This window comes from Pseudomonas sp. VEM90 (assembly GCF_054611535.1).
Map to the genome: position 1 here is coordinate 35,734 of NZ_JBTRAR010000015.1, position 23,573 is coordinate 59,306.

General features: G+C 56.1%; 20 protein-coding genes and 2 tRNA genes. 16 read left to right on the top strand and 6 right to left on the bottom strand.

Features of this window, described 5'->3' with window-relative positions; translation table 11 throughout:
- The first annotated feature begins 87 nt into the window (after positions 1-87).
- The 4 genes from ACYCCG_RS15600 to ACYCCG_RS15615 all read left to right on the top strand — a co-directional run bounded on the left by ACYCCG_RS15600 (position 88) and on the right by ACYCCG_RS15615 (position 3,833).
- Positions 88-2,334: an AsmA family protein gene (locus ACYCCG_RS15600; RefSeq protein WP_339443460.1), complete on the top strand. Its 2,247-nt coding sequence runs from the start codon at positions 88-90 to the stop codon at positions 2,332-2,334.
- Complete coding sequence (gene mutY / locus ACYCCG_RS15605) at positions 2,331-3,398, top strand: A/G-specific adenine glycosylase (RefSeq protein ID WP_064615102.1); 1,068 nt, start codon at positions 2,331-2,333, stop codon at positions 3,396-3,398. Before ACYCCG_RS15600 ends, mutY begins: the two co-directional genes overlap by 4 nt.
- Positions 3,395-3,667: an oxidative damage protection protein gene (locus tag ACYCCG_RS15610; protein ID WP_003255742.1), complete on the top strand. Its 273-nt coding sequence runs from the start codon at positions 3,395-3,397 to the stop codon at positions 3,665-3,667. Before mutY ends, ACYCCG_RS15610 begins: the two co-directional genes overlap by 4 nt.
- Before the next feature lie 90 nt (positions 3,668-3,757).
- A tRNA-Phe gene (locus ACYCCG_RS15615) sits at positions 3,758-3,833 on the top strand.
- Positions 3,834-4,022: 189 nt separating this feature from the next.
- Here the strand turns inward: ACYCCG_RS15615 and ACYCCG_RS15620 are convergent.
- Positions 4,023-4,250, bottom strand: coding sequence for a hypothetical protein (locus tag ACYCCG_RS15620; RefSeq protein ID WP_176683584.1), 228 nt, complete (start codon positions 4,248-4,250; stop codon positions 4,023-4,025).
- A 239-nt stretch (positions 4,251-4,489) separates the two neighbouring features.
- Between ACYCCG_RS15620 and ACYCCG_RS15625 the strand changes: the two genes are divergently transcribed.
- Positions 4,490-4,933: a hypothetical protein gene (locus ACYCCG_RS15625; protein WP_209968696.1), complete on the top strand. Its 444-nt coding sequence runs from the start codon at positions 4,490-4,492 to the stop codon at positions 4,931-4,933.
- A gap of 234 nt (positions 4,934-5,167) precedes the next feature.
- Here the strand turns inward: ACYCCG_RS15625 and gabP are convergent, their stop codons facing one another.
- Complete coding sequence (gabP, locus tag ACYCCG_RS15630) at positions 5,168-6,553, bottom strand: GABA permease (RefSeq protein ID WP_209968700.1); 1,386 nt, start codon at positions 6,551-6,553, stop codon at positions 5,168-5,170.
- Positions 6,554-7,183: 630 nt separating this feature from the next.
- Between gabP and ACYCCG_RS15635 the strand changes: the two genes are divergently transcribed.
- The 5 genes from ACYCCG_RS15635 to ACYCCG_RS15655 all read left to right on the top strand — a co-directional run bounded on the left by ACYCCG_RS15635 (position 7,184) and on the right by ACYCCG_RS15655 (position 11,474).
- The gene (locus ACYCCG_RS15635; RefSeq protein ID WP_176683586.1) at positions 7,184-7,957 is read left to right on the top strand and encodes an ABC transporter ATP-binding protein; all 774 of its coding nucleotides are present in this window, start codon (positions 7,184-7,186) and stop codon (positions 7,955-7,957) included.
- Between the two features lie 11 nt (positions 7,958-7,968).
- Positions 7,969-8,721 carry an ABC transporter substrate-binding protein gene (locus ACYCCG_RS15640; protein ID WP_176683587.1) on the top strand — a complete coding sequence of 251 codons (753 nt, stop codon included), beginning with the start codon at positions 7,969-7,971 and terminating at the stop codon, positions 8,719-8,721.
- A gap of 54 nt (positions 8,722-8,775) precedes the next feature.
- Complete coding sequence (locus tag ACYCCG_RS15645) at positions 8,776-9,471, top strand: ABC transporter permease (RefSeq protein ID WP_103443351.1); 696 nt, start codon at positions 8,776-8,778, stop codon at positions 9,469-9,471.
- A complete protein-coding gene (locus ACYCCG_RS15650; protein WP_014589362.1) occupies positions 9,468-10,157 on the top strand; it encodes an ABC transporter permease in 690 nt (229 codons plus the stop codon). The genes ACYCCG_RS15645 and ACYCCG_RS15650 overlap by 4 nt, the downstream gene beginning before the upstream one ends.
- Before the next feature lie 111 nt (positions 10,158-10,268).
- The gene (locus tag ACYCCG_RS15655) at positions 10,269-11,474 is read left to right on the top strand and encodes an adenovirus L4-33K/L4-22K family protein (protein WP_459671051.1); all 1,206 of its coding nucleotides are present in this window, start codon (positions 10,269-10,271) and stop codon (positions 11,472-11,474) included.
- A gap of 354 nt (positions 11,475-11,828) precedes the next feature.
- Here the strand turns inward: ACYCCG_RS15655 and ACYCCG_RS15660 are convergent, their stop codons facing one another.
- Complete coding sequence (locus ACYCCG_RS15660; RefSeq protein ID WP_019439071.1) at positions 11,829-12,104, bottom strand: DUF3077 domain-containing protein; 276 nt, start codon at positions 12,102-12,104, stop codon at positions 11,829-11,831.
- Positions 12,105-12,623: 519 nt separating this feature from the next.
- Here ACYCCG_RS15660 and ACYCCG_RS15665 point away from each other — a divergent pair.
- The 6 genes from ACYCCG_RS15665 (at position 12,624) to ACYCCG_RS15690 (ending at position 19,812) form a co-directional block, all read left to right on the top strand.
- The gene (locus ACYCCG_RS15665) at positions 12,624-12,872 is read left to right on the top strand and encodes a hypothetical protein (protein ID WP_010951646.1); all 249 of its coding nucleotides are present in this window, start codon (positions 12,624-12,626) and stop codon (positions 12,870-12,872) included.
- Between the two features lie 98 nt (positions 12,873-12,970).
- Positions 12,971-13,046 (top strand) — tRNA-Thr (locus tag ACYCCG_RS15670).
- A 162-nt stretch (positions 13,047-13,208) separates the two neighbouring features.
- On the top strand, positions 13,209-14,528 hold the full coding sequence (locus ACYCCG_RS15675) for a tyrosine-type recombinase/integrase (RefSeq protein ID WP_312407251.1): 1,320 nt from the start codon (positions 13,209-13,211) through the stop codon (positions 14,526-14,528).
- Positions 14,529-15,458: 930 nt separating this feature from the next.
- On the top strand, positions 15,459-16,439 hold the full coding sequence (locus tag ACYCCG_RS15680; RefSeq protein WP_459671126.1) for an integrase domain-containing protein: 981 nt from the start codon (positions 15,459-15,461) through the stop codon (positions 16,437-16,439).
- Positions 16,436-16,735, top strand: a complete 300-nt coding sequence (locus ACYCCG_RS15685) for a hypothetical protein (RefSeq protein ID WP_312407255.1) — start codon at positions 16,436-16,438, stop codon at positions 16,733-16,735. Before ACYCCG_RS15680 ends, ACYCCG_RS15685 begins: the two co-directional genes overlap by 4 nt.
- 278 nt (positions 16,736-17,013) lie before the next feature.
- Entirely contained in the window at positions 17,014-19,812 is a 2,799-nt protein-coding gene (locus tag ACYCCG_RS15690) for a tetratricopeptide repeat protein (RefSeq protein ID WP_312407257.1), read from the top strand.
- Positions 19,813-19,980: 168 nt separating this feature from the next.
- On the opposite strand, the gene ACYCCG_RS15695 is transcribed toward ACYCCG_RS15690, so the two are convergent.
- The 3 genes from ACYCCG_RS15695 to ACYCCG_RS15705 are packed head-to-tail and all read right to left on the bottom strand — an operon-like array spanning position 19,981 to position 23,392.
- Positions 19,981-20,190: a KTSC domain-containing protein gene (locus tag ACYCCG_RS15695; protein WP_312407260.1), complete on the bottom strand. Its 210-nt coding sequence runs from the start codon at positions 20,188-20,190 to the stop codon at positions 19,981-19,983.
- Positions 20,191-20,223: 33 nt separating this feature from the next.
- Complete coding sequence (locus ACYCCG_RS15700; RefSeq protein WP_459671056.1) at positions 20,224-22,155, bottom strand: ATP-binding protein; 1,932 nt, start codon at positions 22,153-22,155, stop codon at positions 20,224-20,226.
- The gene (locus ACYCCG_RS15705) at positions 22,091-23,392 is read right to left on the bottom strand and encodes an SIR2 family protein (RefSeq protein WP_459671057.1); all 1,302 of its coding nucleotides are present in this window, start codon (positions 23,390-23,392) and stop codon (positions 22,091-22,093) included. Before ACYCCG_RS15705 ends, ACYCCG_RS15700 begins: the two co-directional genes overlap by 65 nt.
- Positions 23,393-23,573: the final 181 nt, after the last annotated feature.

The following is a 23,573-nucleotide window of genomic DNA, read 5'->3' on the forward strand; positions in this document are numbered from 1 at the left end:
TACATCTCTAGTCGTACAAGCAGGGGTAACCGCTACAGCGTTATACTCTGCCGCCTGAACTCACTAACGGACTAAAAGGACTCGCCCATGAAAGCGTTCGGCAAAATCCTGGGACTGGGGCTTCTCGGGTTACTGCTGATCATCGTGGCGCTGGGCTTCGCCCTGACCCACCTCTTTGATCCCAACGACTACAAAGACGAGATTCGCCAGCTGGCACGCGACAAGGCTCACATCGAACTGACCCTCAACGGTGACATCGGCTGGAGCCTGTTCCCATGGCTGGGCCTGGAGCTGCACGAAGCCAGCATCGCTACCTTGAACAACCCCAAGGAGCCGTTCGCCGACCTGCAGATGCTTGGGCTTTCGGTCCGTGTGCTGCCGCTGCTGCGCCGCGAAGTGCAAATGAGCGACGTACGTGTCGAAGGCCTGAACCTGACCCTGACGCGTGACGAACAGGGCCATGGCAACTGGGAAGACATCGGCAAGCCGCTGCCCGCGCAGAACGGCGCAAGCACCGATGCATCCGCACAGGCTCCTGCCGAGCAGAAGCCTGCGACCGCCGAAAGCAACGACCGCGCCATCAAGCTGGACATCGACAGCCTGACCGTGAACAACGCCCGCGTGCAGTACACCGATGCCAAGACCGGCCACAGCTACAGCGCCGAAAGCATCCAGCTGAGCACCGGCCCGATCCATGAAGGCGCAAACATCCCGCTCAAGGCCAGTGCCTTCATCAGCGCCAGCCAGCCGAGCATCAAGGCCCGTACCGAGTTGGCCGGCGAATTGCGCTTCGACCGCAAACTCAAGCGCTACAACTTCGAAGACATGCGCCTGTCGGGCGAAACCTCGGGGGAGCCTACCGGCGGCAAGACCGTGACCTTCGCCGCCCAAGGCCAATTGCTGGTCGACCTGGCCGCCAATGTCGCCTCGTGGAACGGCCTGAAAGTCTCGGCCAACCAACTGCGCGCCCTCGGGGAGCTGAACCTGCGCGATCTGGACAAGGCACCCCAGCTGAGCGGCGGCCTGTCCATCGCCCAGTTCAACCTGCGCGCCTTCCTTGAAAGCATTGGTCGCCCGCTGCCGGCCACCAACGATCCGGCCGCCTTCGCCAAGCTGGAGTTGGTCACTCGCCTGCAGGGCACGCCCAGCAGCCTGGCCCTGGAAGACCTGGCAGTGAAGCTGGACGACAGCACCTTCAGCGGCCGCGTGGCCGTCGAAGATTTCGCCAAACAAGCCCTGCGCCTGCAGCTTAAGGGCGACACCTTCGACGCCGACCGCTACCTGCCGGCCAAGAGCGAAGAGGCCAAGGGCGCCACCGCTGCGCGCCAGGCCGAGGTCAAGCAACAAGAGGCCAGCGCCGTAGCCAGTGCCGGCACCACACCACTGCCCAACGCCCCAACGCAAGTGGCCTGGAGCGACGACAAACTGCTGCCGATCGACCGGCTGCGCGCCCTCGACCTGCAGGCTGACCTGGCCTTCGGCTCGTTGACCCTGGACAAGCTGCCGATCGAAGGCGCCCAGCTCAAGGCCGTTGGCCAAGGCGGCCTGCTGACCCTGCAAACCCTGCGCGGAGAGCTGTACAACGGCACCTTCGAAGCCAAGGGCACGGTCGACGTACGCCCTGCCGTGCCACAGCTGGGTGTGAGCACCAACATCCAGCGGGTGCCGGTGGAGCACTTCATCAAGACCGAAGGCAAGGAACAGACACCACCGGTCAAGGGCCTGCTGACCCTGACCAGTGACATGACAGCCACCGGTAACAGCCAGAAGGCACTGGTCGACACCCTGAACGGCAGCGCAAACTTCACCATCAACGACGGCGTGCTGGTCAATGCCAACCTGGAACAGCAGCTGTGCCAGGCCATCGCCACGCTCAATCGCAAGACGCTGAGCAGCGAGCCACGTGGCAAGGACACCCCGTTCCAGGAACTGCGCGGCAGCCTGGTGGTGCGCAATGGCGTCGCCAGCAACCCGGACCTCAAGGCGCGCATCCCAGGCCTGACCGTCAACGGCCATGGTGACCTCGACCTGCGCGTGCTGGGCATGGACTACAACATCGGCGTAATCGTCGAAGGCGACCAGCGTGCCATGCCGGACCCGGCTTGCCAGGTCAACGAACGTTATGTGGGTGTTGAAGTGCCCCTGCGCTGCCGTGGCCCGCTGGAACTCGGCGCGAAGGCCTGCCGCCTGGACCAGAACGGCCTGGGCAAGGTTGCCGCCAAGCTGGCCGGCAACCGCCTGAAAGACAAGATCGATGAAAAACTTGATGAAAAACTTGGAGACAAAGTGAGCCCGGAACTGAAAGACGCGCTCAAGGGGCTGTTCAACCGATGAGCCCCGAGCAGTTCTCCAGCGCTGTGCTGGACTGGTATGACGAGCACGGCCGGCACGACCTGCCCTGGCAACAGGGCATCACGCCGTACCGCGTGTGGGTGTCGGAAATCATGTTGCAGCAGACTCAGGTCAGCACCGTGCTCAACTACTTCGACCGCTTCATGCAGGCCCTGCCAACCGTGCAAGCCCTGGCCGAGGCACCGGAGGACGAAGTGCTGCACCTGTGGACGGGCCTGGGCTACTACACCCGCGCACGCAACCTGCAAAAAGCCGCCAAGGTCGTCGTCGAGCAACATGGCGGCGAATTCCCGCGCAGTGTCGAGCAGCTTACCGAGCTGCCCGGCATCGGCCGCTCGACTGCCGGCGCGATCGCCAGCATCAGCATGGGCATCCGCGCACCGATCCTCGACGGCAACGTCAAGCGCGTGCTGGCACGCTACACCGCCCAGGCCGGCTACCCCGGCGAACCCAAAGTTGCCAACCAGCTATGGGCCACCGCCGAGCGTTTCACCCCGCAACAACGCGCCAACCACTACACCCAGGCGATGATGGACATGGGCGCCACGCTGTGCACGCGCAGCAAGCCCAGCTGCCTGATCTGCCCGTTGCAGCGCGGCTGCGAAGCGCACCTGCACGGCGAAGAAACCCGCTACCCCGAGCCCAAACCGCGCAAGGCGTTACCGCAACGGCGCACACTGATGCCACTGCTGGCCAACCACGAAGGCGCCATCCTGCTTTACCGCCGTCCTTCCAGCGGCCTGTGGGGTGGTTTGTGGAGCCTCCCGGAACTGGACGACATCGCCCAACTCGACGACCTGGCCTACCAGCATGGCCTGCGCCTGGCTGGCCGCCACGCCATGGACGGCCTGACCCATACCTTCAGCCACTTCCAGCTGGCAATCGAACCCTGGCTAGTACGCGTCGACCCGGTCGGCGAGCACGTGGCCGAGGCCGACTGGCTCTGGTATAACCTCGCCACCCCGCCGCGTCTGGGCCTCGCCGCCCCGGTGAAAAAGCTGCTTGAACGCGCGACCGACGAACTGATTGCAGGAGACGCCCGATGACTCGCACCGTGATGTGCCGCAAGTACCAAGAAGAACTACCCGGCCTGGAACGCCCGCCCTACCCCGGCGCCAAGGGCCAGGACATCTTCGAACACATCTCGCAGAAAGCCTGGGCCGACTGGCAGAAGCACCAGACCATGCTGATCAACGAAAAGCGCCTGAACATGATGAACGCCGAGGACCGCAAATTCCTCCAGGCCGAAATGGACAAGTTTTTCGCCGGCGAAGAATACGCCCAGGCCGAAGGCTACGTTCCACCGGCCGAATGACCCCAAAAATCGTAAGCGACGGAATTAATTTAAAATTTTTTCAAAAAGTCGTTGACGAGCGGTCCGGAAATCTATTTAATTCACCTCGTCGCCCAGATAGCTCAGTCGGTAGAGCAGAGGATTGAAAATCCTCGTGTCGGCGGTTCGACTCCGTCTCTGGGCACCACCTTCAAGCTTCTGGTGGTTGCAAAGTTACCCGAAGCGACAACAAGAAACCCGCCTAGTGCGGGTTTTTTGTTGCCTGTGATTTTTTAACTTCACGCGGCTTCGAAGAACACCCGATTTCACAACGCAACCTGAAGGCTCGCCATGCAATCGAGAAACCCGCAGCCATAAGCAGACTGCGGGTCGAACCTTACTCGTCCGACATGGAACGAAGATGCTCGAATGCATCCTCGGTCATGTGCCCGAGGTAGGAGATGCTGTGCAACCGAAGGTGGCCGTGTTGCTTGCCTTTTTCGATGACAGCAGCGATGTCAGCCTTTGTAATCCTCTGTTCGTCGCAACCGGCGAAACCGGTTGGATAGTAAACCCTGCCATCGTCCGTGTAGCCGTACAGGGTGACCAGATAAAAGTGCTTCATGACTCCTCCTTTGTAGCGCAAACGTGCGCATCACTCACAGACGCCGAATTGGCGCGGTGACAGGCTGCCAGCCAGCATGGCTGGCAGCGGGAGAGAAGCTACGCAGGGCCCACGGTTCGCATAATCTGGATATGTATCCCACAGACATCTCAAGCGGCAGCGCCCGGGAGCACTGCTTGGGTTTATCGGGCAATTGCGCTTCAATACGCGCACTTTCAGACACACCCAAGGATTTGCCCATGGCCACCCCTACCAAGCAACAGAAACGCGCCAAGCGCGCCGCCAGCAAGGCCAAGCAGAACCGCATGGTACGCAGCGGCCAAGCGGTCAAGGCCAGCGCCGGCGACAGCGCAAGCGTCGAGCAGGTGTACAACAAGGCCATGGAGTCGGGCAGCTACGACGCGATGTTCAACAAGATGAAGGAAGCCCAGGAAGGCGGCCTGGTGCCAATGATCTCGGTGTTCCTGGTAGATCCGCTGCTCGCCCTGGTGCTCAAGGGACACAAGGAAGAACACGCTACCGACTACATCGTGCTGGTGTTCAACGCCTACCGCAAATGGCTGGACGGCGCTGACGAAGAGACCACCATGGCCTGGCTGGAGAGTGATGAGTTCCAGGAAGCCTATATCGCCGCTTCCGAACTCGTGGCCAGACAGCAGCAACAGCAGAAGCAGTTTGGCTGACAGGGCCATGTAACCTGTTGCGCCCCCTGAAGGAGCGGGTTTACCCGCGAATACGATGGCGGCTGCAACGGTGATTAGCCAAGGAAATTGGCCAGCCGCCCCGGCCCTTTCGCGGGTAAACCCGCTCCTACGGGCCTGTGGTGAACCTGCGGGCTTGCCCGCGAAAGGGCCGGTACAGGCAAAAAAGGCCGCACCCTTCACTGGGCGCGGCCTTTTCATTTCAGCCAGCGCAGATCAGCTGTCCAGCGCCGCCCGCCCGGCAGCCTCGCGCTTGCGGTGCACCAGCAAGCCAGCCGCCACCACAGCAATACTCAGCAGCGCAGTCGCAATGATCTCTACACGATGATCCTCACGCAGCGCCATTACCACAAGAATGGCAACGATGAATGCAATGGTCGCCCAGGTCAGCCCCGGGAACAGCCACATCTTGAAGGTAATCTTTTCGCCACGGGCTTCACGCTGGGCGCGCATGCGCAGTTGCGACACGGCGATCACCAGGTACACCAGCAGCGCAATGGCGCCAGAGCTGGCCAGCAGGAACTCGAATACCTGGGCCGGTGCCACGAAGTTGGCGAACACGCAAAGGAATGCCGCTGCGGTGGACAGCAGTACCGCCACATGCGGGGTCGCCGCCTTGGTGGTGCGCTGGGCGATGGCCGGGGCGTCGCCACGCTTGCTCAGCGAGAACAACATGCGCGAAGACGTGTACAGCGCCGAGTTCAGGCAGCTGGTCACGGCAATCAGCACGACGATGTCGACGATCAACTTGGCATTCGGCACACCGATACGGCTCAGCACGGTCTGGTAAGAGCCAGCCTCGGCCAGGGCCGGGTCGTTCCACGGCACCAGGGCCACAACCAGGAAGATCGACACCAGGTAGAACAGGCAGATACGCCAGATTACCGAGTTGGTGGCACGGCTGATCTGCTTGCCCGGGTCCTTCGACTCGGCAGCGGCAATGGTGACGATTTCAGTACCCATGAACGAGAACATCGTGGTCAGCATGGCTGCCAGCACTGCGCCCAGGCCGTTGGGCATGAAGCCCTGGGTATCGAACAGGTGGCTGGCACCGCTCACCTGGCTGTTCGGAACAAAGCCGAACAAGGCAGCACAGCCCACGGCGATGAAGCCGATGATCGCCAGCACCTTGAGCAGGGCAAACCAGAATTCGAACTCACCGTAGTTCTTCACACTGCACAGGTTGGTAAGCGTCAGTGCCAGGGTAATGATGAGGGAGAACGCCCACAGGTCAACCGCCGGGAACCAGGCATGCAGAATGGCCGCGGCGGCGTTGGCCTCCAGCGGAATCACCAGCACCCAGAACCACCAGTACAGCCAGCCAATGGTGAAACCGGCCCAGCGCCCGATGGCGCGGTCGGCATACGTAGAGAACGAACCAGTGTCAGGCGAGGCGACTGCCATTTCACCCAGCATACGCATCACCAGCACGACCAGCGTACCGGCGGCAGCGTAAGCCAGCAGCACGGCAGGGCCGGCAGCTGCGATGGCGTGGCCGGAGCCTACGAACAGGCCTGCACCGATGACGCCAGCGATGGACAGCATGGTCACATGCCGTTGCTTGAGCCCCTGAGCGAGGTCATTGGAATTGTTACCGCTCATTGAAACTACCTTTGTAAGGAGTGGACCACGCCGACTGCGAATACAGAGCGCGCCAGGGGTTGACCTAGGCGTCGCTGCAATCGGCGGTTTCCTGCTGGCAATAAACGCGCCAGGTGCTAAATGCATTCGTCAGAAAATTCTACAGGCCTTTCAGGAGAGGGCTTGGAGGGCTTTCGGCCAATGCCTGACCGAAAGGGCATCAAATCAGCGGATTACTGAAATACCCACTTACAAACGCACCAAAGGTGCTCCTCGGTAACACCTTTGCACCAGCGCAATACAAAAAGTGCAACCCATGGGTACAACCTCATGATCTCAAAGAGGCATTCGCGGGATAACCCGTTCCTACGGCCAAAAGGTCGGGTTTACCCCTCCAATGGGCCAAAACAGCTTCCATGAGCCGGCCAAAGCTGGCACCATCGCGCCTTTTTTCATCAAGGCTCTGGTGCTGGGCGACACCTTCGCGGACATCTGCGCGACGTTACGCTGTAGCGATGCGACAAACTGCCCCACCAGTGCCCCCAGTCCCCGGCGACCCTGTTGGCCGTCATAATGCCGCTATGCTAGCTTGGCGCACGCCAGGAAGGCCGCCAACAGCTGGGAACGCACCCGAACACATGAGGACCGCACATGGCTCAGGCCACGCCCGCGCTGGAAATCCGCAATTTGCACAAACGCTACGGCGAGCAGGAAATTCTCAAGGGCATTTCGCTGACCGCTCGCGACGGTGACGTGATCTCCATCCTGGGGTCGTCCGGCTCCGGCAAGTCCACCCTGCTGCGCTGCATCAACCTGCTCGAGAACCCGCACCAGGGCGAAATCCTGGTCGCCGGCGAAGCCCTCAAGCTCAAGGCCTCCAAGAATGGCGACCTGATCGCTGCCGACAACCGCCAGATCAATCGCCTGCGCAGCGAAATCGGCTTTGTCTTCCAGAATTTCAACCTGTGGCCACACATGTCGATCCTCGACAACATCATCGAGGCGCCACGCCGCGTGCTCGGCCAAAGCAAGGCCGAGGCCATCGAAGCCGCCGAAGCGCTGCTGAACAAGGTCGGCATCTACGACAAACGCCACAGCTACCCCGCCCAGCTTTCCGGTGGCCAGCAACAGCGCGCCGCCATTGCCCGTACCCTGGCCATGAAGCCCAAGGTCATCCTGTTCGACGAGCCCACTTCGGCCCTCGATCCGGAAATGGTCCAGGAAGTGCTTAACGTTATCCGCGCATTGGCCGAAGAAGGCCGTACCATGCTGCTGGTGACGCACGAGATGAGCTTTGCCCGCCATGTGTCCAGTGAAGTCGTCTTCCTGCACCAGGGCTTGGTCGAAGAGCAGGGATCGCCGCAGCAGGTCTTCGAAAACCCGACCTCGGCGCGTTGCAAGCAATTCATGTCCAGCCACCGCTAACGGAGCAATACATGCACACCTACAAGAAGTTTCTCCTGGCAGCTGCTGCCACGCTGGTGATGTCGGCAAACGCCATGGCCGCAGAAAAACTGCGCATGGGCATCGAAGCCGCCTACCCACCGTTCAACAACAAGGATGCCAGCGGTAACGTGGTTGGCTTCGACAAAGACATCGGCGACGCCCTGTGCGCCAAGATGAAAGTCGAGTGCTCGGTCGTTACCTCCGACTGGGACGGCATCATCCCGGCCCTGAACGCCAAGAAGTTCGACTTCCTGGTGTCGTCGCTGTCGATCACCGACGAACGCAAGCAGGCTGTGGACTTCACCGATCCGTACTACTCCAACAAGCTGCAGTTCATCGCGCCGAAAAACGTCGACTTCAAGACCGACAAAGCGTCGCTTAAGGGCAAGGTCATCGGCACCCAGCGCGCCACCCTGGCCGGCACCTACCTTGAAGACAACTACCCGGATGTCGATGTCAAACTCTACGACACCCAGGAAAACGCCTACCTTGACCTGGTTTCCGGTCGTATCGACGGCATCCTCGCCGACAAGTACGTGCAGTACGAGTGGCTGAAAAGCAAAGACGGCTCGAACTTCGAGTTCAAGGGCGAGCCGGTGATGGACAGCGACAAGATCGGCATTGCCGTGCGCAAAGGTGACACCAAGCTGCGCGACGACCTGAACAAAGCCCTGGCAGAAATCAAAGCCGACGGTACGTACAAGAAAATCAACGACAAGTACTTCCCGTTCAGCATCGAATGATCCGCCCTGACCGGCGCGCCCTTGCGGCGCGCCAGTCCCTAAAATGACCTGCCCATGAATATCGACCTGCACGGATTCGGTCCGGCCATGATGGCCGGCACCCTGATGACCGTAAAACTGGCGCTTTGCGCCTTGCTGCTGGGGCTGGTCCTGGGCCTGCTCGGCGCCCTGGCCAAGACCTCTCCGCTCAAGCCGCTGCAATGGCTTGGCGGCTTCTACTCGACCCTGGTGCGCGGCGTGCCCGAACTGCTCTGGGTGCTGCTTATCTATTTCGGTACCGTCGGGCTCATGAGCAGCCTCGGCGAAGCCCTGAACATGCCGGGCCTGGAGCTCAGCGCCTTCGCTGCGGGCGTCATCGCCCTGGGCCTGTGCTTTGGCGCCTACGCCACCGAAGTGTTCCGTGGCGCCATCCTGGCGATCCCCAAAGGCCACCGTGAAGCTGGCCTGGCGCTAGGCCTGTCCAAGGCCCGCATCCTCTCGCGGATCATCCTGCCGCAGATGTGGCGCATCGCCCTGCCCGGCCTTGGCAACCTGTTCATGATCCTGATGAAGGACACCGCCCTGGTGTCGGTAATCGGCCTGGAAGAAATCATGCGCCACGCACAAATCGGCGTGACCGTGACCAAAGAGCCGTTCACCTTCTACATGGTTGCAGCCTGCATCTACCTGGGCCTGACCGTCATTGCCATGACCGGTATGCATTTCATGGAAAAACGCGCCGCTCGCGGCTTTGCGAGGGCTGAACAATGAATTGGGAAGTCATCTTCAAATGGCTGCCACGCCTGGCCGAGGGTGCGGTCCTGACCCTGGAACTGGTGGCCATTGCCGTGGTTGCCGGGTTGATCCTGGCCATCCCGCTGGGCATCGCCCGTTCCTCGCGCCACTGGTACGTGCGCGCCGTGCCGTTCAGCTACATCTTCTTCTTCCGCGGCACGCCGCTGCTGGTGCAGTTGTTCCTGGTCTACTACGGCCTGGCGCAGTTCGATGCGGTGCGCTCCAGCTCGCTGTGGCCCTACCTGCGCGACCCGTTCTGGTGCACGGTGCTGACCATGACCCTGCACACCGCCGCCTACATTGCCGAGATCCTGCGCGGCGCACTGCAGTCGATCCCCAAAGGTGAGATCGAGGCGGCGCGGGCGCTGGGCATGTCGCGGGGCAAGGCGCTGTTCTACATCATGCTGCCACGCGCCGCACGCATCGGCCTGCCGGCGTACAGCAACGAAGTGATCCTGATGCTCAAGGCCAGTGCCCTGGCCAGTACCGTGACCCTGCTGGAGCTGACCGGCATGGCCCGTACCATCATCGCCCGCACCTACCTGCCGGTGGAAATCTTCTTCGCTGCAGGCGTGTTCTACCTGGTGATCTCGTTCATGCTGGTGCAAGGCTTCAAGCTGCTGGAGCGCTGGTTGCGCGTGGATGCCTGCCAAGGCCGCTGACATCTCCTAGCCATCTTCGCGGGCACGCCCGCTCCTACAACAGGCCTATGCTGAACCTTCGTAGGAGCGGGTTTACCCGCGAACAGGCCCTCAACCCCAACACACATCCCCATGCCCAGCCCCCTCCACAGCCACCACCTAAGCACCCGCTTCCAGGCCCTCGACCAGTTCCTGATCGAGCACCAACAGCTGTGGAAACCCCGCCCCTTCACCACCCTGCAACTGCCTTGGGAAACCACCCACCCAGCGCTTGCCGCCCACCTGCGCCAATGTTCCCTGGAAGACGCCGAAGCCGACAGCGCCGCTGACCGCTTGCCTGCCCCATTCCCGCAACTGACCGAGCAAGCCCGACAACTCGCCACGCTCGGCAGCCTTGCGCAAACCAGTCTACCGCCTGCCGCCCACCGCCTGGACGTCGCCGTCCCCGGCCGCAAATGGCAGCAGATCGAAGCCTTCGCCAGCCACCTGGCCTTCCGCGAGCAGCCCCGGCACTGGCTGGACTGGTGTTCTGGCAAAGGCCACCTCGGCCGTCGCCTGCTGCAACCTGGGCAACACCTGACCTGCCTGGAGTACGACGCCGAACTGGTCGCTGCCGGTCAGGCCCTGAGTGCACACCACCACTTGCAAGCACAGCACGTACATCAGGATGTGATGGCCAGCGACAGCGCTCGCCACCTGGCTGACGGTAAAAGCGTGGTTGCCCTGCATGCCTGTGGCGATCTGCATGTACGCCTGATGCAACTGGCCAGCCAGCAAGGTTGCCGACAACTGGCCATAGCCCCCTGCTGCTACAACCGCATCGCGGCGCAGCAGTACCAGGCGTTATCCACAGCCGCGCAGGCGTCGAGCCTGCAGCTGTCGCTGGACGACCTGGGCCTGCCCTTGAGCGAAACCGTCACTGCCGGCGCCCGCGTGCGGCGCCAGCGCGACACCTCGATGGCCCGGCGCCTGGGCTTCGACCTGCTGCAACGCCAGCAGCGCCAGAGCGATGAATACCTGCCGACGCCTTCCCTGCCGGTGGCCTGGCTGGAGAAGCCCTTCGAGCAATACTGCCGTGACTTGGCTGAACTGAAGCAATTGCCAGTGAGCGGCAACCCGGACTGGGCAATGTTGGAAGCTGCGGGCTGGCAACGCCTGGCCGAGGTTCGGAACCTGGAGCGCGTACGCAACCTGTTCCGTCGGCCACTGGAGCTGTGGCTGGTACTCGATCGCGCCCTGTTCCTCGAAGAACAAGGCTATGACGTGCGCCTGGGCCTGTTCTGCGATTACCCACTGACCCCGCGCAACCTGCTCATTCTCGCGGAACGCGACGGTTAGCCGCAGCACAACCTGTGGATAAGTCTGTGAACAAGCTTGTGATTACCTGTTGGATCCAAGCGCTATTTCAAGCGCTTGGCTTATTCCTACTTGCGGCTACAGCCCAGTAAAAACAGGCGTTTGCGCAAAGACCAGCGGCGTAGCGATCCGGCATGCCTTTCGCTCAGGTCGCCGATGCCACTTGTGCATAAACATTTCTTGTGGTTAGCGCAAGCGGCTTTTGTGGGAGAGGCCTTGCGTCGCGAAAGGGCCGCAAAGCGGCCCCCGTTTTCGGCGCAATCTCTGAAATCGCCGGGGCTGCTTTGCAGCCCTTTCGCGACGCAAGGCCGCTCCCACAAATGACCGCGTCAATGCCTAATGCGCCTTGCCCTTGGCAATTTCGATATCGTTCATCAGCGCCTTGGCCATGTCGCACAGGTAATCGGCTGCACCCAGAAATTTATGGTCGTCCTCCATATCCCCCTCGCGCACCAGGTGCTTGATGTAGCCCATCAGGATCGAGACATGCTCGTAGGCAGCATCGACAGGGACGCCGGGCTCTACGCGTAGCAGATTGAGGGATGGGTTACCGGCTGCGAGGAAGGTTTCCACGCCTGCGGTTGTGATTGGCTCAGAAACATCTTTTTTCATGGCAAATCCTTATTCACGGAAGGAGACTGCCAAAAATCTTTCTCACGGATTTGGGGCGGCAGCCGTACGCAGGGTGAGAAACCGAGTGAATAAGGAAGCCCGGCCAGACCGAGGTCTGCCCACGTACGACCACCATGGCGGGTAGCGCTTATTCAAGTCGGGTTCTCACACCCAGTCGCCAGAGCGACCCGAGAACGGTATCCGTGAGCCACTTCCCCGACAACAGCGTTACTTCGGCGGCGCGCGTAGGATACTTCCGAAGCATCCAAACCCTGAAGCTTTTGACCCCATGGTTCAGAATTCCCTTACACAGATAACCCGGCTTACCCGCCCCCGTGTAGGAGCGGGTTCACCCGCGAAGAGGCCATACCAGACAACACAAGGCTAATGCTCCACCGCCGCAACGGTGTATCATCCGCCCCCCAAATCATTAAAAAGTGACGTCGCGCGCTGCCCGCCAGCCCCGCGACCTTCTGGCGTTGCGCCAGAACCGACAATGGACCACCGGACCTGAGCATCGTGACCCGAGCCAACCCCCTTGCCCTGCTGACCTTCGCCCTGGCCCTGACCGGCTGCGCCGGCGGCACCTCGCCCCACCCCAACAGCAACCTGGGCTGGAACCACCCTGGCATGCAGCTAGGCGGCGACAAAGGCCTGCCCCTGCGCACAGAAGCCCCATGCCGCAAGCGCGGCTGCGACAACGACAAGCTGTTCTTCAACCCGGGTAAAAGCGAGCCTAGCGTCACCACCATGCACCGCGGCTGGTAGGAAAATTCTTCTTTTAGGCCGGTGACTTAGGTCTTTTGCGAACATTCGCAAGGAAGTGGTTTACAGGCGCCAAACGATCGCTATAATGACGCCCCATTGCCGGTATAGCTCAGATGGTAGAGCAACTGACTTGTAATCAGTAGGTCCCGGGTTCGATTCCTGGTGCCGGCACCATACAAGGTTCCAGAGAAGGCTTTCAAAATCTCTGGAACCCCCGAAAAACCCGCCTTCTGGCGGGTTTTTTCGTTTTGGCGTTCCGTCGGATTCCGAGGGTAGCCAGCGTTAATAAGGGTACTTTTAAGGATACCTACCAATTCGACATTGGAAAGTACCCTTATGGCTCGCACAACAGCTCCCCTTACCGACAACGCCTGCCGCACTGCAAAGGCTCGCGAACGTGAGTACAAGCTTTTTGACGGCGATGGCCTTTACCTGCTCGTGAAGCCCAACGGTCGCAAAGGCTGGCGGCTCAGGTATGTGAAGCCCGATGGTCGCGAGGGCCTGACCTCACTCGGCAATTACCCGGTGGTCGGGCTGGCTGACGCTCGCCACAAGCGCTTCGAGCTCAAACAGCAGCTCGCCAACGGCATTGACCCTATCCAGTCCAAGCAGCAGGCCAAGGTGCAAGCCGTGATCAATGGCCGAACCTTCGAAAGCGTTGCGCTCGATTGGTATGCCGGGATGGTGCCGAAGTGGGCGCCGGGCCACGCTAAGACTGTGCTCAGCCGGTTGAAGACTCACGTATTCCCTTTGTTAGGTGCCAGGGCAATCGTTGAGTTGGACACCCACGACCTCATGCAGCCACTGGAGGCTGTGACGAAGCGCGGCACCATCGACGTGGCGCTCAGGATCAAGAACTACCTGCAAAGCATCATGCGCGAAGCCAAACGGCTGCGACTGATCACGGCGAACCCGGCTCACGATCTCGATGGCTCGATCAAAACGCCACGGGTTACACATCGACCCGCACTACCCTTATCGCGGTTGCCTGAGCTACAGGCGCGTATCGACGGCTACAAAGGTCGCCCGCTCACGCGCCTCACGGTGATGCTATCGCTGCACGTGTTCGTGCGCTCCAGTGAACTGCGCTTCGCCCGTTGGAACGAGTTTGACCTCAAGCGTGGCATCTGGGAGATCCCCGACACCCGCCCGGCGCTGGACGGAGTACCCTTTTCCACAAGGGGTACAAAAATGGCCGGGGATATCCACGTTGTACCCTTATCGCCGCAGGCAGTGGCCTTGCTTGAGCAGATCCACGCGATCACCGGCAAGTTCGAGCTGGTGTTCGCGGGGGATGCCAAGCCGTGGAAACCGATGTCCGAGAACACGGTGAACGCGGCGCTCAGGACGATGGGCTACGACACCAAGGTGGATATCTGCGGCCACGGGTTCCGGGCCATGGCGTGCAGTGCGCTGGTCGAGTCCGGGTTGTGGTCGGAGACGGCTATCGAGCGGCAGATGAGTCACAAGGAACGCAACAACGTACGGGCCGCTTATACCCATAAGGCCGAGTTCCTCGAAGAGCGCCGGATGATCATGACCTGGTGGAGCCGGTTTCTGGAGGCGAACCGCGAGGACCATGTGACGCCGCATGAGTTTGCCAAGCAGGCGGGCGAGAACGTCACGCGCCTTCGCAGTGCCAAGAGGACCGAGTAACCCGCCGCACCACCACCTCAACTCGCTGTGAAGTTACCCACAGCACCGCATGAAGCTCCTCCGCGCGGGTCCATTCAAACGGGGCTGCATAGCCGCCCCGTTTGAATGGACCATACCTTAGAAAAAAACTGCTGGCACAGAGTACGTCTGTGGAAAACCACTGATGTCCACCGGGGGATAGTTTTATCCACAGGCGCTAAATACCTGAAATCGCTCTGCTTGACGAATATTGTCCACAGGCGTAGACCGGGAGTTGCAAGAGCTGTCGATGACAGCACCCCAGGTGGCCCGAACCTTCAAGGCCACGCCGCTCTCGCGGTGGTTCTCCCCAAGGGCGATTAGCATTCGGCAGCTCGCCCGGTCACTACCCATGTGATGAATGCTCTTACACATATAGCGCTCGTGCGCCAGATACTCCGTACCTCGCTGCCCTGCAGCAACCTATCCGCTTGGCCGAAATATTGCGCCAACCTGTGCCCGTCTCTTTCTTCTGGAAAGAGACGGGCACTTCTACCACTGCTGCAGCCCTGATCGCACAAGGCTTTGCGGCATTCCCCCTCGTGACAATCGGCGTGACAAACGCCGATGTCACCAGCAACAGCCATGCAGATGATGGTGCCGCAGACCAAGGAATGGACTGCACCTGACTGACAGTCAGGCATGCCCCGGTCATCGCATTGCTACTTGCACCTGGCTCAGGATCTTCAGGCACTGGTCTCGTCAGCCAATGCTGCCTCCACCCGCCCACCGGTAACGGTGCTCAGGAGGCCAAATCATGAGATGCCCTTGCTCTTGGTCGTAAAGAGCCGCCAGTCCCGCGTTAGAGGACATCCCCACAGGTCGCAGGGGCCTTGATCCCTGATAACACTCAACATTCTTGGCGGGATGACGTGGGGCGAGGACTGGAGAGCGAGAGATGAGGTGACCGATATGGCATTGGTGGGTAGACGCGACGGCCGCAATTTCGGGTACGGCAGGCAATTGAGCTATGCAGGGCCGCAGGCGCTGAAAGACATGTTCGGCGGTGGCCACTACGGCACGGTCAAGGCGCACAGTGATCGGTGGCAGGCATTCGTGAAGTGGTGCCGCTCCGATCAGGGCCCCGGTATCAATGATGCGCGGCGGGTTGATCGGAAGTTGTTGGCAGACTATGCGGCGTATCTGCGTGACCTGGTTGGGCGCGGTGATCTCGCCGTCAGCACCGCACAAAACCGGCTATCCAGCGTTAACAGGACCATGGCAGCGCTTCGCGGTGATCAGTACGTGAAATTGCCCAGCCCGAGCAAGGCGTTGGGAATGCAGCGCAGCGGGGTTCGACACTCAGTGCCGCAGGCCCAAGATCGCGAACAGGTTAAGCAGATCGTCGATGCACTTTGCCGCCATCATCAGCAACGGGCTGCCGCGATTGTTCTATTGGCGCGAGCCACCGGCATGCGCCTGCGTGAGACCATCTTGGCGGACCTGCCACGGCTAAGCCGTGAGGCTAACGACCTACACAGGATAAATATTCAGGATGGCACCAAAGGCGGCCGCGCTGGAGCTTCGGCGCCCCGTTGGATTGCGGTGGACGACTATGTTCGTGAGGCGCTTGGGTTTGCACGGCAGGTGTCGCCTTTCGGTAGTCGCAACCTGATTGCGCCAAATGAAAGCTACCTACATCTTCTGCAAGAAATCGTCAGTCCTGCGCGGAAAACCCTGCATGCACACAACCTCAAAGGCTTCCATGAGCTACGAGCTGCATACGCATGTGAGCGCTATAAGCAAATCACCCAGCACTGTGCACCTATCAACGGCGGCCAATGTTGCCAGGTAGATAAGAACCTAGATCGTGAGGCCCGGAGGCAAGTCAGCTATGAGCTGGGACACGGTCGTATTGACGTGGTGTCGGCATACATTGGTGGTCGAGCATGAGCAAGCCATTCAATATGGAGCTATTTCTGACGGGCGTTTTGACCGGGTCACATGCCACGCGCCAACGCCATCTGCATCAGGCGAAGGCTATCCAATCCGCAATTTCGGAGCGCTGGAAACGCGACACCCCTTGGGCTTGGCAGAGAAAACACCTCGCTTGGTTTCTCAATCACCACCTAAACCGGCACAGTGAGTCGACGCGCTATTACTATTTCCTAACCGTGCAACTGCTCACTCATCGATTAGACAAATCATGGAGCTTCAACCACCAAGCAGGAGGCAGAAAACGACCGTAGCCGCCACTCAAGCGTCTGCCAATGCAGCGTGAATGGCGCTGTGCGATGGACAGCTCTAAATGATCACCACGGTACGTTCTTTGCTGATCCATAACCCATGAACGAAGCAGTGACTATCTGCTATCGAGGGTTAATGACTGCGGTCCCGCTTTGCACCATTTTCTGTTCTACTCATGGGACGACTCTGCGGTATAACTGACGTAAGACTCGATCTGCGACTGATCCTAACGGGATCATAAATACATTAAGTTTGTGTTTTCTAGATTAAGGGGGTAAGTTTGGAACTGCTAAAGCGGGCTTTTATAAACAGTATAGTTCAGGATCTGATAACGCTGAACGGAACTGAGTTCGAATATTTTTGCCTCCCTATATTTGAGAAACTCGTGGGAGAGGTAGCGACGCACAAGGGGAGTAACCTTTACGCAAAGCCGATCAGTCGGACGGTCGATTTCTCTACAGATAATTTTAATATCGTGGGGCAATGCGGGACTGATGAAGGATATTTCGATTCATTTGCTAGTGATTTTGATGAGATTCTAAAACTCAAAATCGAGATCACCAAACCTATCAAGGATATTAACTCAGCAATTAAGAACAGCACCCAATGCCAAGAGATATATCTATTTGCAAATCAAGAGGCAAAAGCAGGGCGCCTTGATAAAGTTAACAAGTTGATTCGGCATTTGGCGCTGGGCAGGCAAGTAAAAGTTTATGACTCCGAGAAGATCGCCGAAATTGTATCAGACAATGTAGGCGACCAAAGATTTATCGTAAACGTGCTAACTTATTTACCTCGTGCCTCCGCCCTATATTCGGCCATTTCGAAAGCCAACGAGCTTCCTGTACTTCCCGCAGAATACATATCTCGCCAACCTGAAGAGGACATAATTGATCTGGTACAGGGAAGCAAAACGACAGCGCTGTATGGTTTGAGCGGTATCGGCAAAAGTAAGTTAGCTCTATCTATTAGCCATCGTTTGAAAAATAAATTTGATTCTGTAGTTTGGATAGACGCATCAGCAGCTGAAGCTTTTGACTTTGGATCTGTAAAAGTCAGCGGGTATGATAAAAATCTAAATCTTGCTTATATTTGCGAAAAATTTTCAGTTTTAGTAATTCTCGACAATATCTCCGGCGATGCAGGCGAACTGGAAAACAAATTCAACGCTTTCGCAAGCGAAGGGAGTCGGCTTCTTATAACGTCAATTGAGAGAGTTCTGGATAAGTCGCGATCTTACCAGGTCTCAGAGATGAGCGGTGCCGAGTCTCGAGAATTGATCAAGAGTTTAATCGATTTAAATGAAAGTTTTGTCGAACGAATCATCAGCCAAGTGGGCGGGCACCCTCTATGTTTAGGGTTGGTATGCCAAATCATTAAAGAAGAAGAATTTGATCCCGAAGAGGTTGAGGAGTTTTTAGGTGAGATCGAACAGATTCCAGATGAAATCGTAGCCGGGCGCTCGCAGACGATCTCCGATTTGGTAATCGGCAAATATCTCGATAAATTTAAAACCGAACTCTCTTTGATTGCGCTTTTAGACGCTGAAATGGTGAGCAACTTCGTATTTAATAAACTACTAGGAAGCAAGGCCTTAAGAAATTTGGAGAAGACCGCCTTAGTAGTCAGATCTAACCCAAATTACTCTACGATTCACTCAATAGTACTACTATCTGTTAAGAAAGCAATTGCAAACAGCCCCGAAACTGACAAACTCACAGTCAAAATAGGCGAGTTACTTCTAGAGCAGAATGAGTTTAAAAATAGCGGCTATTATAGCTTTTGCGTACTACACAGACAGACTTTAGAGTCACTTTACTATTCAACGTTGAATGAGCGCCATAAAAAAGCCATTTTGTACGCAATTGTTCAAGTTACAGACAACCTGGTTCATAAAGGTGCGCTTGTTCGTGAGATCGATTCCTTTGATTTAAGCGGCAATTCCCTAGAGGATCTTCTCCTACTTATAGAGTCGATGGAGCTTAAGTTAATCTCTATTGATCGCCCCGCATCTCCTGAAGATTATCACGTTGAAGCAAGGCGTTCTATTGAGAGGCTAGGAAGTATTGAGAAAAGTCTCCAAGAGGGTACCGCATCGATGCTTCTTGTTAGACATCATATTGCCAAGCTTGAGTATTGGGATGGTAATTCGGAGAGAGCCAAGCTGCTATTTGAAAACCTTCTCAAGGACTATCCGGGAAGTGAGCAATGTATCTTACAATTGGCGAGAATCGCTGACAATTCAAAAAATTTAGCCGAAGTGGAGCGCTATGTAAGCATGGTGCTAGATTCAAGAGCGAACGAAGCGTCCTACTCAATTATCCTATCTTTTTACGACTTAATGGCAAACTCGAAGTATAAGAATCTTCGGGCTAAATACATAGAGGCAAGGCTTGATAATTTCTTGTCAGATATATCAATAAATTTAAGATCATCTTTTGATCATCCATATCGGATACTGAGTCGATTGTCTAGCTATCTCGGTTTTGAGTTGCCGGACGCTTTTAAAGAACTCAGCGAAGCGTTGCCGCCACCTGACAATATTGACACTAATCAAAAACTTATGATGGCCTACGCAGATATTCAAGCCGCCCTCTATCGTCTGTTTAAATATAAAAAATTTGAAGGAAGGGAAGCTAAACTTGATTACGCTTCGGGCTTGGCCAAACATTACTACAGTCATGCACTTCGTGATGGCAATGATTACGCCAGAGTAAAGGTAGCAAAATTCTATATTGAAATTGGCGATTTCGACGAGGCAGGCCGATTGCTCGACGAGGTTGAAAATTGTGATGCATTTTTCCATCAAGCTCGAGCTAAACAGTTGAGAGGGCAGAAAAAATTTACGCTCGCGACAAATCAAATTGATTTGGCAATTGATAAGTTAGCGACCGAAGAAAATGTAGAGCATTTTTTAACAAGCTTTTTAAACGACAAGGCAGAAATTTTGCTCGACTGCAACATAGATGAAGCTATAAAAATATTGGAATTGGCTATTTCCAAACAGTCGAATGTCAAGACTAAGACCGCTTGGGAACGTAAGTTAGGCTTTTGGATGCAGAGGCGACCGCAGGGGTAGCATTAAAAGTAGATATTTCGTTAAAGTGTACGTCACTGCACGCGACACCTCATTTTTAATCGGGAGTAGATGAGTCGTCTTTCCTGCTTAAATCCCGCGCCTCTGATCCTGTGGATTAGAGTCGCGGGAGTACCACTGGCTCATTCAGTAGAATTCGGAAAAATCAGCTCAAAGTTTGATACACGAATATCTATTTTTAATCTGCGAATGGAGATACGACCCTTTAGAGGCTGCATCTATTAATCCAGCATACTCGTGTTCTGGAACAGATGAATACTGATACACAGCCCCATTATTGAACTCCACCTCAAGGATTTGCTCGTCGGCATCATAACCAATCGAACTCACATTACTAGATATTACAGGCGTACGTTCCATCGTTTGTGTCTCCAGTTGTTTTATTGGATGTACTTAACCTGCAGTAGGATCCTGTTTGCGCCAAGCTTCGGTCAGAGGCTTATAGTTCTCACTTTGGACAGACTCAGTCCATCCACCGCTTCTTACACGCTCACCGTCTTCTCCCTTCGGTACGACGATTAAAGGATCGTCGCTTTCAGGACGTCTCCCTTCAGGAGGGCGATCTATGATAGCTCGTATCGGCATATTAACGGCCTCGCCCACTATCAACGCCTCCCCAGTACGGAGAACCGGAAGCATCGAAAATAGCCCTTTTAGATTATCAGATGCGCACGAGGTAACCTGTGATCGGTCCGAGTCATTTGTTAAACGTAAGGAAATTACAGTACCGCACTGCGAGAGGATTGTGCTATCCACCTCAGATGGACGCTGGCTAACAAGCATTAAACCTACACCATACTTGCGCCCTTCTTTCGCAATACGTTTTGCGGCAGTAGCAGCTCGGCTTTTTGTCTGCGGGCTAAGATATAAATGCGCTTCTTCGAGTACTACAAGTAAAGGGCGCTGCCTGCCACCCTCCGGCTTCATTCGCCCCCAGAATATTGCGTCGTACAATATCCTAAGTACGGCACCTATTAGGTCATCGACGACTGCCGTGGGTATACCTGATAAATCAAATACAGAAATGGGTGTATCCACACCCACCCAAGATTCGAGCAGAGCATCAAGATCAGCGGTAGTTGTACCGTCGGTGTCTGGGGACCAAGGTCCAGGGCGAAACAAAAATTGCATTCGCGGATCACGAAGTTTACTTTCTAAGCTATCAAGATGAGGGCGTGGCAAATCTCCATAGAGCCCACCATAGATCTTTTCTGCACCAGCCTCCGTTGTAATTGGCCTGAATCGAGGTCGTAAGAGTTGCTCACTGTCCCCGACCGCTTTTACCGGAGGCACCCCATCTTCAAGATAAGCTCTTGTCGTCTCGGTTTGATTCTGATTCTTACTTACTGTATGAGTTGCACAGTGTAACGAATATAAATCGTGCCAAAGCTGATACACTGAAAACGGTAGCGGAGTGTCAACCGTGACAGCGAGGTCAGGCAAACCATGCGGAGCACCTCCCGGTTTCGATGCTCGCTTACTAGATAGTAACTTTTCTTGCAATAAAACTAATGCCGTTCCGGTGACAGATCCCATTGCCATTGAAGTAAATTCTTCGGCCGTGAGTGCCCAAAACGGGATATACAGTTCTCTTTCTCCTAAGGTTGGATCAGCACCAACTCGAAAAACTCGGGCTTGCTCACCAAAGGCATTCGCATACTCTCCATGAAGATCAAACAATACTACGCGAGCTGACTGGAAGCGTGAACGATCAGAGACAGCGCCCAGCAAATTTGCTACAGCATTTGACTTTCCTGAACCGGTACTTCCAACCACAGCAGAGTGGCGGGTAACTAGTTTATTTATATCAAGATATGCACGAATTGATTCAGCACTTGCAACTCGACCAACAGCTACATATCCATCGTCATCTTCTGGGGCATACACCGTTTTTAGATCAGATTCAGTAACAACATGGACTGAGTCACCTATCGACGGATATTGAGCAATACCCCGTTCGAATTTAGTTCCTCTTCGTCCTTGCCCTACGAGCTCGACTCTGAGCCAACGATTACCAAACTGTGTAGCAAGCTCTGGGGGACCAGGGGCAGCCCCAGCGCCAACTTGCGATATAACTCCGTATAGATCAACGTATCCAGACGGAATACGAACAAATCCGCCTACTTGCCCAACTCGATATGCTTCACCATGTACGAATAGAAGACCTGCAGGAGTGCTATCCGCAAGCTTCACGCTAATGCTTGAACCGTTAACATCCTCAACACTGCCTAGTCTGGAAGGATCAGAGTTTAAGTTAGCGCTACGCATCGTAGTTACTTCCACCGCATAGCTGTTCAAGAAATAGACCGAAATAGTGGAAATCACCCAACCGACTACGAGGCTGAAGTTCTTTTCGCTCGTCGACTCCCACCTCCTCTTCGGTCAACCACGGAATATGCTCTTTTCCGCCAATAGTTCCAGAGCGATATCGGCCTACACGGTTCCCCACAACGGCTCCATCCCAAGCAAGAACGGTTAGATTACTTTGCTTCACTGCGTACTCAACAGCTCTGGAGTGTTGATCGAGACCTGAGTACATTAAGGCGAAGCATTGCGCATTGCGATTACCTCGCAGCCCATCTAGTAAAATCTCGTTCAAATGCTCGTCGAGAAAAGAGTAGCCACACACAATTAATCTTGGAGCATCCTTTCCTTGAAAAAAAGCTCTTAATCGGTCAAGCATAGCTAGATATGGCATGCGGCGGCTTTGGTCGTATTTGAGATGCGACGGAAAAATCATGACCTTACCGGCTTCAGCTTCCCGCGTAACGCGGACAACCCGTGTAGCTTTTACTCCGTTTACTACTTCTTCGCTTTTCTCCCAGTTAACTGACCCGTGTAGCTTCCATAATCTCGTCCATCTGGAAGGTATTAAATCGTGCTCAATAGACGCTAAGTCGAACCAAGGCTTGTGTGAACCTACGAATCCATCAAAGTGGGGAAGCGGATGCTGCTCAAAAGCCTGTTCAAACAGAACATCATAATTTGGGGTGAATATTTCTATAGGCGCGTCACGATGGACGCCCCCCACCCAAGATGCAAAGCGAGTGTACGCATTACGGTACGCTGGCAATGGTTTATTGACTTCATCAAGAATGAGAGCACATATTATCTCGTCGAGATCACGTAACTCTTTCTTGGTCATTCCTAAGACGCTAGAACTCCCTCTACGATTCGCTAGCGTACGCAACTCTGTGAGAACATCTTCAACAGTAGGAGATTTTTCATCGTCTGCCTGGCATTCAGCACATAAGAAATCCCAATATTCCTTATACTTCGTAGCACCGCCCGCGTTTTCGTCGCTTGCTTTAAGCCCTATTGCAATGCGAGCTGTCAACTCTACAACGGCAGGAATCAATACAATACTTTTTATACCATCAGCGTCGTAAACACCCAAGGGACAGCCTGCACCGACAAAACAGCCTATTCGCTGTTTATCGTCTTGCATTACTTGCCTTAAGTTCCGGGCTTGTTGTGCTGCGTCATGGATAGCAGGTAAAACGCTATATTTAGGCGCACTCGCCTTACTTGATGCAGAAACTGCGCTCGAATTATCGGTCACGGCCTTCACTTCCCTTGGTATTACCCTATTTTTGCAGTGCCATCTGCATTCAGAGATAGTGGCAAAATGGAATTGATATCACAACCACTTTTCTGCATTCAAGCTGCGGGCCTATTTTTACGGTAGGTTGCTCCTGTTTTACGGTTGTCTTGCCCCATGTAAAGGTTCGTTACTTGAACAT